The following is a 12,582-nucleotide window of genomic DNA, read 5'->3' on the forward strand; positions in this document are numbered from 1 at the left end:
AGTCGCACCCGCTACCGATCAGGAGAGACAATTTAACATAAATATGCAACATTGGAACGGGTGTCTTATGGATCGCTGTTCTTTCGAAGTCTGCGCCATGTTGACACGGCTATCAATCGCGCAGCATTGTATGGTCGTAACGATGATGTGTTCGGATCGAACATGGCAATCCCATCGCAGCAAAGAATTTACAACCAGGATTGTTATCTTTGCGTGAATACAAATCATGGCAGCGACAAAAACTGATCATCAACAACAAAGGCTCTGTTAAAGTAGAAGGCAACTTTGAAATTGTGGACAAAGACGGAAATGTATACGGCCTGCAGGGTAGAACGATTGTTTCACTTTGCCGCTGTGGTCGGTCCGCAAACAAACGTTTTTGTGATGGCTCTCACAAGGAACATTTGGGACATGAGGCCAAAGTGTTTGATTTGCCTCCGAAGAAGGCGTAATGAACAATATGAGAACTCCTGTTTTGCTCTTGATCTTTTGCTGGATGGCTTCATCGTGTGGAAAGAAACAACCATATGCAGTCGTTGAAGTGGATCAACCTGTGTTTGTGGAGAACACGGCATTTAAATCATTTGAAGACCTCAACTCACCAAAATTTGATTCGTTGAGGGTGAAGTATCAACTGGACACCGTATTTCACGGTGAACAGGATGAATTTGAACGAATGCTGCTACTCCGTGATTGGATCAGGACAGTAGTCAACATCGGCGACTTTGAAGACAACTATCCGGGTGATGGTTATGCCGACAGAATTATTGACGCCGGATTAAAAGGCCAGGGATTTCATTGTGGTCACTATATGATCATTCAGAATGCAGTCATGAATTCATACGGTTACCTTACACGCTGTTTGGGTGCAGGACCCGGTGTGAAAGGTGGTCCCGATGGACATCATGGGATCAATGAGATCTGGAGTAACAAATTTCATAAGTGGTTCCTGTCAGATGCGAAGTACAATCATCATTTCGAAAAGGATGGAATTCCATTATCGGCGTTGGAGATACGCGACGAGTATTTGAAGAATAAAGCCGCGGATGTGGTATTGGTCAAAGGAAAAAACCGGACGCCGATTTCAACGGATGGTGTGGCCGACAAGGGCGGTAAGATCAATCAGGTAACAAAGGAACGTTTTGCTCAGACCTATACGTGGATTGAATGGGAGGCCGGAAACAATCGCTTTACCGGATGGCCCGAACCTGGCGAGGATATCGATCACCTCAACATGTACGCCGATGATTATTTCAAGACCCATACGTGGATCTGGGATAACAAACCGCACTGGGCATACAAAACGGAATTTATGGTTCCAGTTACCGATCGAAGTGCCTTCGAATGGACACCCAATACTGTAAAAGCTGACGTTAAGATTAACGGCGAGAAAGCACTGGTGAAGTTGCAATCAACTACGCCGAACCTGAAATCATATCAAATGAAAATCTCTTCGCAAGACGAATGGACGGATGTGAACGACTCTCTTGAAATACAGCTTCACCATGACCGGAATGAATGGTTATTCCGGACGATCAATCTGGTGGGCGTTACAGGAACGCCTTCGAAGATTGTCGTAGCAAGAGAGCGATTTAATTTCAATCCTATTTCCCGTCGATTCTGCAGCTTTCATATCCCGTAAAGCGTCCAGGGATTTTGCATTTGATCCGCCGACGGCGGATCGCACATCGTTAGTACTAATTCCGAACGATATTCCGCGCGCCACGCATTTGGTGCCCACCACGTCGACGACCTGTATTGATCGATCAAAACCCCCAAAGGTCAAGTCGTCATCTCACACCCTCAATCCGCAATTGAATCTACCATTATGCTCTTTATACTTCTTCAGATTTATTCCGACTCGCTCCTTTTCCTTGGTCGACCTAAACCTCTTATTCATCGCTCTGAAAAATCCCATTGCCTCCGGTAAAAGTTATACGGATCTTAAAATTGTCTTGACGCCAAACTATCTCTTAAACAACACTTCCGGCAAAATAACTTTGCACTCTGCATCCGTCCCTTCCTTCTTCCAGTAAACAATAAAATTTACACATGCTTCCGTTAGCCGGAATCCCTTTTGCTCAAGTTCCGCAATTCTTGTCTTAAATTTTTGAGAGAACTTTAAAACGTACGCTCCTTGCATATCACAGCACCCATCTTGCCGGACCTCCAACGCCGTTCCACTTAACAGGGTCGTGTACAAACTCTGTCTTTCAATATAGTAGTCCAGCCAAACGTCGGCGAGCAACAGTTGCAGCCTAAACTCCGCGGGCCGTCCGTACTCAATGTTTTCTTCACGCTTCATTAATCCTGGGCACACAATTCCGTCAAATTCAGTTCCATTGGTGTGAATGCTAAGAAGATGTTTTGCGCGAGTGATAGCGACATAAAGCGGCCTCAACTCCTCATCCGTCGTCGACTGCGCTCCGTTGAGCATTAAGTACACCCGGTCAAATTCCCTTCCCTTCGATTTATGTATCGTCGATACCAGTATTTCCTCGCCATTGTCAAAATAAAAATCCTCGAGCCTTGACTCCCGTATGAATACCTCCAGGTCTGACTTGAACTTCTTACTGCCCGCGCTCGACTCAAACTCTGCGATAATTCGTTTGATAATTCCCAGTTTGTTACTGGCCTTGAGCTTTGTCAGCGTACGTGCCTTGGCCGTTTTCCAGGCGTCGTTGCTGATGATTGGCGCATCCGCCATTTGCAGCTGATCCAGGAAATACCTCACCTCATAAAGATTGTACAGGTTGAATCCCTCGTTGCTCTGCACAAGTCTGGCATTAATCCCCTGTTTCATCAACTGTTCCACCACCACCGACGCTTCCTCATTCCTTCTCGTCAATACGCAGGCAGTTCCGGACTTCTCGCTAACAACAATATCCCTTACCAATGGCTCGTAAAGGTAGGCAGCCCTATGCTTCGTTAGCCTCACAATACCTTCTTCCGTTCGCATAGAACTGATGGCCGTCGACTTTAAACGGTTCCCGATTTTCTTAAGAAACTGATTACTGAACTCAACCAGGAGCCCGATACTCCGATAATTTTGCGTTAACTCGTATACCCTCCCGCCGTTGTCCACAATAAGCCGCCTCATGTATTGTGAATCTGCTCCCCTGAACGCAAAAATATTCTGATCGTCATCACCTACTGCTATTACGCGCATATCATCATTCTGCGCGATAATAGCACGGAGAAGTTCGAATTCGTCGTTATCGATGTCCTGTGCTTCATCTATGACGAGTACTGTTTTCGTGATGCGGCTTCTCTCCACCTCGCCGTTTTGAATTCTTACTATCGCTTCCTTGATAATGTTGTCAGACTTTTCCAGCGAGCCAACTCGCCCCAGCAGGTCAAAGCAATATGAATGAAAGGTCTTAATTTCAATATAGTGAGCAACCGTACCTATCAGGTCAAACAGTTTCTTCTTAAACTCCGAGACGGCAGCCCTCGAAAAAGCAATCATCAGCATCTGGTCTGTCTTCACATCCTCCAGCAACGCTAACGACGCCAGTTTATGAACCAATACCCTTGTCTTTCCGCTGCCAGGACCGGCAGCGACGAGGATGTACTGTGACTGTGCGTCATTAATTATTTCGAGCTGCTTAGACGACAGGGTTCCAAACAGCTGCTCGAACTTCTTCGGTGTAATATTACGCTTTATCTCCTTTTGACGGTTCCCCGGAAAATATCTATTGAGGAAGACGTTAAAATCAAGTTGAAAATAATCGCCAACATATTGCAGCGCTCTTGGCTTATCACGCACCATCTGTTTTGCATATTCACCAACTATGTGTATTTGTTCCACTCGGCTTTCATAAAAGCGACTCAATTTCTGATAGTCAGCGATTTTGTATTGGATCTTGTTATTTTGTTCGAGTCTTTCAATTCTCAGACTATTGTAGGTAACCAGAAATCCGCCTTCAATAGAAACCGCTTCGATCCTGGATAGAAAAAATAGAGCGTCTTCAACTTCGTCTATTGTTACCGTGCTATTGAACAACGAAGCGTTGCGTTCAAATTCAACCTTCACCTGATGAACCGAGAATTCCACGAGGTGCTCACCTTCCAAAGTTTCCTTCGCGGCCTGAACAGGAACTTTTCCATACAGATACATAACGATGAATCTTGCAAGTTCATGTCGCTTCTCAAGCTTGTCCATCAGGACTTCTCTGGATTCCAAACACATCACACTCATCGTGTTTTTGGAATAATCCTGAAACTGCCTCTTTATCCAATTCTTGATTGCCCAAAAATTAACAATCGTCTTTATGTGTTGTGGGGTTACCCCTTTGCACCCCTGAGCCTCCAGGTGCTCATTGATATCCTTAATGTTGAAATCAACCTCCACGATAGTCAGGATCTCCAACAAACGCCTTTCAATTTGTCCCAGCGATTCCAGGATTGATAGGGATTTATTGCTCGCTTCTCCCCTTCTAATATAAGCTGTTAGGTCGTTTTGATCAGCCAAGATATTCTCCTCTCGGAGGAGGGTTATAATACCGATTACCTCTTCCTTCTTAATCCCTAAATGATCTGAGATGTAGTCGACTCTCGCCTCGGCAACTTCATCCATGACCTCTTTTCTTCTCTTGCTCGAAATCAGTTTCTTAATGATGCGGGTTGCCTGTATCTTCTGCCGATCGTCCATGCGCTTCGACACATTGATTTTTGCAATAGCATCTGCAGCCGATTCGGACAATATACTGGTTGCAAAAACACGCGGAAGATTCTGTCCACGCTTTACATATTTTGCTTCCTCCAGTGCGGCAATTGCAGTGGTGACCCTTGTTTCGATTTGGTCAACATTGCTATCCCAGCCAGCTCTCCTTGCAATTTCCAAAGACGAGTTTGATAGTGATGTTCTGGAGCCTGACATTTCCTTAACTGCTTTCCAAACCTGCTGAATCTCCTTTAGACTCAGCTTCGTCTGATTCAATAAAATGAAATGTTTGCCAAGGTCATCTTCGTTGAACAGAACATAACAGACCGCAGAAATGTTTTCGTCTCTGCCTGCCCGCCCAGCTTCTTGCACGTAATTTTCAATGGAATCGGATATTTCATAGTGAATAACCATTCCGATGTCCTTCTTATCAACGCCCATACCAAAGGCCGACGTTGCTACTATCACCTGTACCTTTCCGTTGATGAAGGCATCCTGATTGGCAGCCTTTTCTTTGATGTCCAGCTTGCCGTGATAGGCTCTTGCATTTACGCCATCCTTGCTTAGCTTCTCGGCAAGGTCCTCCGCTCTACGCGTACGCGACACATACACAATCGTCGGACAATCCTTATCGACAATTAGATTTCTGAGTGTACTGTATTTCTCGTCATCATTAAACTGCTCCAAGACCGTGTAAGAAAGATTGTTCCGGGATGCTGTAGATGTGAATAGCTCGAGTTCAAGGCCGTTCTTTTTCAGAAAGTATTCCTGGATATCCTCTATCACTTTCTGCCTGGCAGTCGCCGTAAAGCACGACACTGGTATTCGTTCCGAAAGCTGCTTTTTCTGTTCAATTTCCCGTATGAAGTCCCCGATATACAAGTAGTCAACGCGAAAGTCTTGACCCCACGCTGAAAAACAGTGCGCCTCATCAATAACAAATCGGGCAATCTTTCTCCCTAACAGCAGATTTGTTACCGACGGCGATCGCAAGGATTCCGGTGAGATGTATAGTAATGACGCCTGGCCATCGGCCACACGTTCGAAAGATTTTGCGCGCTCGATCGGATCAAGCAAACCATTTATGGTGACGGCTTCAGTTATACTATGTCGTTCCAAATTATCGACCTGGTCTTTCATCAGTGACTGCAAAGGAGAGATAATAATGGTCAATGCCTTCGCCGTTTCACCCGCAATCAATGCCGGTATTTGAAAGGTGATCGACTTTCCTCCGCCTGTCGGAAATACGGTAAGAATTGATCGCCCAGACAGGGCAGCCTTCACTGCCTGCTCCTGCAGCGGCTGACCATCGTAAGATCGAAATTGATCGTAGCCAAATAGACGTTTTAAATTGACATGTGCATCTAACTTTTCGTTACAATAAGCGCATCCATCCGGGCAAGGCTTGCTTCTGAGTAACTTCATAACCTGGTCTACCGCAGGAAAGTTTTTCAGAATCCAACGAGGCGCAATGGAATAGCGGTCGTCGATGAGGATGAGACTGAGACAATAGGCAAGTTCAATGCGATAGTTCAATATAAGACTCTCCAATTCCGCATTGGCGCAGATCTTGTCACCGGCAACTTCACGAATGATATCAGAGCCCATTCGTGTGTCATTTGTTGAGAATCCAATGAACGAAAAGAACGCAGCGAATTCGGCGGTCTGTCCGAGCAAAGAATAATACAAATGCTTAACCTCCTTCGCCAGCAAGTCAAAAGCCTGCACTTCGGCATAGAATAATTCTTCAGCCTTTTTAGCATCGTTGAGTGAATTATTCGGTCCCTCCGGATTAATCTTGTCATCCTTGACAAGAGCGTGATACGGCGTTTTGGGAAAAAGTAATGGCGACAGGTAAAGAGTATCAATTGCCGGACGTAGATGTCCTGTCGGATAGTTCTTTGTTATGAAGGGCACATCGTGAGCGATTATGTTATGACCGCAAAAGAACTCGACACCATGAAGAAAATCGAAGAAGGAAGAAAGCGATGCTCCACGAAAGGATCTGCGGTCGTCCGTAACACAGCCGATCTCGAGAATCCGTTTTGATTTTACATCTACTTCTGTATCAATAAATGCAATGGAGGGCATGCCTATCGTCACGGTGTTGTGGATAAGGTATAAAAACGTTCGCTGTCGACAAAATGAGATTTTCCCGTCTAGGCGAAGCATAGTTCTCTCGGCTGGAATTTCTATCAAATTTCATTTTCAGTACGTTACAATTGGGAGTCTGCTTGCTATGTTTACGGTGCTTAAGAAAACTAGCATGATCAACGGTGATATCTTCCGCAAACAATTTCACTCCGGTAGCGACTCTTTCATAGTGAGTGTCCGAAAGGCCAACGACGGTTCTCTATACATGGAGATTTCAGTTGACAAAAGGACAGGACCAGACAACACGCAACAACGTATTGTGATATTTCAAGAAGATATTGACAAGTTTGATGATGCAGTGAGTGAAGCAATCAATAAGATTAAGGGGGCCATTAATCCAAACAAGGCCTACACTCTAGAAGATAAGAGGAAGGAAAATAGGAATGCATATCAACCTTGGACTGAGCAGGACGACAATCAACTCACAACACTCTTCTGTCAAGGAAAAACGATTCAGGAACTTTCAAACATTTTTGGCCGTAATGCAGGAGCCATTCGTTCTCGTATCGAGAAATTAGAATTAAGGGATAAGTATGGTGCCAAGGAGGGCTAGCAAGCATTATTTATATTCAAAAGGCGTAGCCGCACAAACTATTTCCCCTGACGCCGATTCTTCTTATCAAATTCTCGCTGCTACGAGCACTCCGTCGTATTAAACCGAAGTTTAGGAGCACTTATCATGTAGGACTGAAACAATGATGCGTGTCGGAGTACGCGCCGAAGAATGTCCGCCAAGGAGTGATGTACTTAGTCAAATATGCGATGCATTCCTTTCATCGCCATTATGTTCTCACTGTGCCTGATCCTATTCTCAATGATCCCACCATTTGTCACTGCTTGACTCAAGATGCGAATAATCTCATCTTCGTTGGTATAATGAACTGGCGGATTCTCTGTCAAAATAGTCGCCATTACATCCAAAACTCTTCGCGATTTTACCAGGAACGTTCCATCGGGAATAAAATCAACTTGCCTGAATACGGAATTGCCGTAAAAGACGACAACTGAATGAAATGGAATATTATTGAATTGAAACAACTGCTTTCTCAACTCAGCGATATGCCTACTGTTCTGCTTTATGGGATTATAGAACTGATACTTTTGCTTGCCATAGGCCAATACCTGGGTCCATCTGGATTGATCGCCGCTTCCAAAAATCCAACCACTGTAATTCTTCACTTCAAATGCAATTATCCCAACCTCAGTAACAACTACCAAGTCGACCTGAGAAAAGACACCTTTGGTCTTTTCTACATACAAGTCATGAAAAATGAATTTCGCGGGTATGCCCCATTTTAGAAGTTTCAGAACCAGATCCCTTTCGGTTCCAGTTCCTCTATCCGATTCTGTGACTGTAGCTAGTAGCCTATTGTCACGCAGCTTCGCGTAAATGATGAAAATAACATAGCCTGCCAGACACAAATAGGCTGCCGTGAGAAGGTAGGACACTTTTCTCTGTTTCGTATCTAACTCCGATATCTGTTGTGTATCAAGTGAGGTAGGAGATGTCTTTCTCTTGAATTGCAGGTATTTTGAATACACATAGCCGCTCTTTCCTGAATACCTGACCTGATACCAACTTCCCCAACTTGACAAGAACTCAACCTCGTCGCCTTCCTTCAAGGTAAAGGAAACAGGGTATTGTTTACCCGGTCCTAGTCTTACATTTAGCTCTGTTGTTACTGTATAAATATCAGCCGCGAAGGACACCAAAGGTCCTAATGACAACAGTAACGCGAATAGAATTTGCTTGTATCTCACTATCTTAATCAGATAGACTCTCCACCGAATAAGCGCTGCAGCTCTCCCGCACAGCGTCAATTAAATGACTCCAATAAATTCACATTTGACTGATCGAGTTAGTTCGCAGATACTAACTGCTAACCTTCAAAATCGCCTTATAACATATGTACATGACCAGGGCTTCTAATTCAGCAAGAGTTGATCCTTAAATTCAAAATAACTCAAACTGCTGCTCCAGGGATTCTGGTGATGGTTATTTCGTGCTCGCTAACTGGCCCAATGATACCTGCCTCAAGCATATGCGTTACCTCCCGCAACTCCTCGTATCCGCCAAAGTAACTGGCAATCTCTCGCACGTCCTTATAAATTTGATCTAAGGGCGAAGGGTTGAGAACTTGCTGCACTTCCGAAATCTTAGATACAGGGACGCGCATGACAATGGTTCGCTCGCCCTTTCTACGTCCAGCCTCTTTGCTCTTGCCTCCTTGCGCGTTTCTTGATTTTGAAATTGTATTCATGTATCTGTTAGTTAAATCTTTCCGATAATTCAGGTCCACAAGTATTTAAAGCGCTATTCCAGCGAAACAGGAAATTTACTTTGAGCTGTTGGTTGGCTTAGCAAGGCCTCTAGTTCCCGGATCATTGATACGGTTTCCCTATACTCTCTTGCCTCAGCAACTTTTGTGAATTGGATTTGTGAGTTTGAATGTTGATTTACGAATGTCTGAATTTCATCTAATGAAATTTTAAAGAATTCCTTCTTATGGTTGACCCTGTTCATTCGCCGATCACTGAATTTACTATGTAACTCGCTCTCCAATTGCGGAGCGTTATCCGAATAAATAATCGCATGTACATCAAACTCAAAAGGAACTGAAGCGTCACCCAGTTCTTTCACTCTATCAAGGGGATCTAATCTTCTCGTCATTCCGATCTTATAAATATCATCGCCGAAAGACCCTACATTTGAGATGATATAAATATGACCAACTTTAGTTAATTGAGCTTGTGCAATGGCCCGCTCCTTTTTCTGATTTGCTTCATCCAGTTGTTGTTGAAGCTGCTTGATTTGTTCATTGAGGATCATGGCCTGCGAATCATTGGCCTTTTTCAACTCTTCTGTTGCCTTAGCCAACGCTCTCATCGACCGACGCTCCTCGTCTTCAGCATCTTTTTGGGCGCGCTCCAATTCCCGCTGCGCTTTTTCTTCATCACGCATTTGTTCTCTAATTCTTCTTTGCTCTTCCCTCTCTTCCTCGAGCTTCTTTTCATACTCGTGCGTAAGCATCAACTCGTCGAGTTTTAGATTGAGTAGAGTGTGGCTGATAAGGACCTTAGAAATCCCGCCCAGCTTATTGATGCTTTCGAAAGATTTGCACATACGATCTTTGAATTTTGTCGCATTGTTCCAGGCTACTTTTGCGATCAACGCATCGCATTCGCCATTAAAGGCGAACAGCATCAGTTTCTTGTACTGATTCGTCATCTTCTTACCTTCCGCCTTGCTTCCTCCCACTGGCCACTCGGTCTCGCAAATTGCCGCCTGATCGTTCTTAATTAAAGCACTTTGCTTCGCCCGATTGGCGAGTATTTCCTCCTTGAATTTCTCAGATGTATCAAATGAAAAATGAGGAGCGTATAAACCAAACGAGCCGATTTCCAATGTGTCTTTGTACAGTTCAATTTCAGCCTCAAGCGATTTGTGGACAACCAAACCATCCTTGTACTTCTTGATCAGTTCGCGCAGCTGACTTTCTGTTTCAACTACTTGGCGCTTCCGCCCTTCAAGCAGCCTCTCCTTGTCCAGAACATCTTTGAACTCATGTTCGTATCTGGCAACTTTTAAAAGCGCCTGCTTTAAAAGCGCTTCCTTTTGCTCGAGGAGTACCTTGGTCTGTTCCACTTGAACCTTAGTCTTTTCCATTTGGACCTTGGTCTCTTCAATTTGGAGCTCCTTCTCGCGCAATAACCTCTTCGTCTTGAAACAAAACATATATTAATCTTTATTACTTAAATAACCGTCAATAGTCTCTTTATAGGTACACGACATTTGTTAATACATCAGCGAAACCTCAGGTTACCACGTTAAGCAATGCCGCGACAGCCATTGTCACAGCATGTAGGATGGAACAACGTCCCCTGCTGACCAACAACAATTCTGAGAGAGGTTTTAATATTTTAGTGAGGCCGATGCCCGATCAAAATTCCTGAAAACAAACAGCCATCGGAACGGACGCGCCGGGTACTGCTGCTTTTCGAATCCAAGTGTGGCAACGTGAACGCAGGAAGGTCAATCAATGCCCATTCGATATATCAAATAGCCTTGCCTTTCTGGCCATTTCATCCTGTGACATGTCTCGCATCTTGACAGTTTGTTCTTGCAGCTTGCAAAGCTTGTCCATCAACTCTACGTGTTTTTGCAGCAACAGATTTTGTTCTTTTTGATTGCTTACAATGGCGTCTATCTTCCAATACCAAAGTGCTATTGATCTCAACAGAAAGAACAGTCCAACGGCGCCAATAACAAAAAATAAGACCACGGCATTTTCTGGGCCCGTTGACAAAAAAGCAAAAATTATCATATCTCGATTTTAACGTTTCTAGTGTATAGATGTGATCGTTTTTCTCCTGAGTGATAGTTGCTCATTCTAAAAAGCTAGTAGCCCATCTAGTGATATAAGGTGTGTTGCATTCCAACGATTGCCAAAAAATGTCCGTTTCGTAACCACGGTAAACAAAAAAGCCCATCCGCACGAAACGTAGTCGTGCACAGATGGGCTTCTCATACAAAGTTAGAAAAAGACGGAATACGTCCAGATTTGATGCTCGGGACGCGGGTCAACATCGCGTAACAACCGACGAAAGACGCAAGCACTTTTTTTACATCGCGCGAACAGGTTGCCCATTCGCGCCCTCAAAATGGCATCGATAGACCTGCTATCGGTATTTTCACGGAGCGTAAGAAAACGTTTGATGATCCATAAATTCTTTTCCTATTGTTTTCAGGTATAGCCATCGTGATAGGTTGTCTTGGGATGTTTGCGCTCACGGCTTTCGCGGCAGAGCAGCAAACTTAGAAAGTTGGAATACGCAAGGTGATGGGCGCTACCGCGCAACAATATCATGTTCTTGTTGTCGTCGGAGTTCTACGGCCTCATCTTCTATGGATTTATTGCGGCCGCTCCGCTGGCATGTTATGGTATTGATTGGTACCTGCAGCAGTATGCGTACAAGGCGGCGGTGAGTTTTTTCATCTACCCTATTGCGTTAATGGTCGCGCTTATGCTGGATTCGTTCACCACCGCCTATCAGATGTTGTGTTTACTAAGTGTATATACTGAAAACATTATCAGCGTTACTACCGACATGTAATTATTTCGTAGATACTGCGCAAATATAATCTATTTGACTTGTTTACTTTTGCGCAAAATGTTGCAAGTATATGCCATGCACGGGAATAAATAGCGTAACGTACTCAACCTATTTCATCCTCCTTTTTCTTGCCGTCGCTTGCACGCCGGTCAAAGTTATCGACCCTGATTATCACAAAGTAATTGAAGTAAACACGAACCGCCAAGGAAAGAAACTAATAGTCAGGGCTGAATTTCCAGGGTGCCATGAATACGTGTCACTCGCCATCTTCTTAAATAGCGATTCACCTGGAATTGAGTCAATATACTATGCGATTACTGAGTGTGACGTGACCACCAAAGAAATTTCGTTCGCCCGTTCAGGTGAAAAGCTATTAGTTGGTCTTACTCACTTGAATCTGCAAAGGGACCTCGATAAAGGAGAGCCGTACAAAATCACTATTGAGGACGCAGGCGAGATTACAACCATCAACGCGAGGTTTCCCTTTCCCAATTTTTATACTGTAAAGTAACATGAGCATCGTTCACAGGAGGCGATGCTGCCGGCGATGGCGGCACACTGAACACCGCTAGTACAAGCCATTAAACAAACGTGAAAATTCACGACGAAACCCAACCGAGCATCAAGTCGGAATTATTTTCACACAA

At 44.3% G+C, this 12,582-nt stretch carries 10 protein-coding genes; 6 read left to right on the forward strand and 4 right to left on the reverse strand.

The annotated features are described in order from the left end of the window. Window positions 1–51 precede the first annotated feature (51 nt). Genes WBG78_RS28680 through WBG78_RS28690 form a run of 3 tightly spaced genes read left to right on the forward strand, consistent with a single transcriptional unit; the run spans window position 52 to window position 1,642 of the window. Entirely contained in the window at window positions 52–246 is a 195-nt protein-coding gene (locus WBG78_RS28680) for a hypothetical protein (protein ID WP_337330044.1), read from the forward strand. After that, a complete protein-coding gene (locus WBG78_RS28685) occupies window positions 210–452 on the forward strand; it encodes a CDGSH iron-sulfur domain-containing protein (RefSeq protein ID WP_337329975.1) in 243 nt (80 codons plus the stop codon). The genes WBG78_RS28680 and WBG78_RS28685 overlap by 37 nt, the downstream gene beginning before the upstream one ends. Window positions 453–496: 44 nt before the next feature. After that, entirely contained in the window at window positions 497–1,642 is a 1,146-nt protein-coding gene (locus WBG78_RS28690) for a hypothetical protein (RefSeq protein ID WP_337329976.1), read from the forward strand. Window positions 1,643–1,966: 324 nt separating this feature from the next. Here WBG78_RS28690 and WBG78_RS28695 read toward each other — a convergent pair whose 3' ends face one another. After that, window positions 1,967–6,757 (reverse strand): RecQ family ATP-dependent DNA helicase, encoded by a 4,791-nt coding sequence (locus tag WBG78_RS28695; RefSeq protein ID WP_337329977.1) that lies wholly within the window; start codon window positions 6,755–6,757, stop codon window positions 1,967–1,969. 175 nt (window positions 6,758–6,932) lie between these two features. Between WBG78_RS28695 and WBG78_RS28700 the strand changes: the two genes are divergently transcribed. Continuing rightward, window positions 6,933–7,373 carry a DUF3276 family protein gene (locus WBG78_RS28700; RefSeq protein WP_337329978.1) on the forward strand — a complete coding sequence of 147 codons (441 nt, stop codon included), beginning with the start codon at window positions 6,933–6,935 and terminating at the stop codon, window positions 7,371–7,373. 194 nt (window positions 7,374–7,567) lie between these two features. Here the strand turns inward: WBG78_RS28700 and WBG78_RS28705 are convergent, their stop codons facing one another. From WBG78_RS28705 to WBG78_RS28715, 3 genes are all read right to left on the reverse strand, one after another. Then, window positions 7,568–8,581 carry an NERD domain-containing protein gene (locus WBG78_RS28705; RefSeq protein ID WP_337329979.1) on the reverse strand — a complete coding sequence of 338 codons (1,014 nt, stop codon included), beginning with the start codon at window positions 8,579–8,581 and terminating at the stop codon, window positions 7,568–7,570. 203 nt (window positions 8,582–8,784) lie between these two features. Beyond that, entirely contained in the window at window positions 8,785–9,081 is a 297-nt protein-coding gene (locus WBG78_RS28710; protein WP_337329980.1) for a hypothetical protein, read from the reverse strand. A gap of 53 nt (window positions 9,082–9,134) precedes the next feature. Further along, on the reverse strand, window positions 9,135–10,487 hold the full coding sequence (locus WBG78_RS28715; protein WP_337329981.1) for a DUF4041 domain-containing protein: 1,353 nt from the start codon (window positions 10,485–10,487) through the stop codon (window positions 9,135–9,137). Between the two features lie 1,199 nt (window positions 10,488–11,686). Between WBG78_RS28715 and WBG78_RS28720 the strand changes: the two genes are divergently transcribed. After that, complete coding sequence (locus WBG78_RS28720; protein ID WP_337329982.1) at window positions 11,687–11,935, forward strand: hypothetical protein; 249 nt, start codon at window positions 11,687–11,689, stop codon at window positions 11,933–11,935. Between the two features lie 70 nt (window positions 11,936–12,005). Beyond that, complete coding sequence (locus WBG78_RS28725) at window positions 12,006–12,446, forward strand: hypothetical protein (RefSeq protein ID WP_337329983.1); 441 nt, start codon at window positions 12,006–12,008, stop codon at window positions 12,444–12,446. Window positions 12,447–12,582 lie beyond the last annotated feature (136 nt).

The sequence above is a fragment of the Chryseolinea sp. T2 genome (assembly GCF_037203685.1).
Taxonomy (GTDB): domain Bacteria; phylum Bacteroidota; class Bacteroidia; order Cytophagales; family Cyclobacteriaceae; genus Chryseolinea.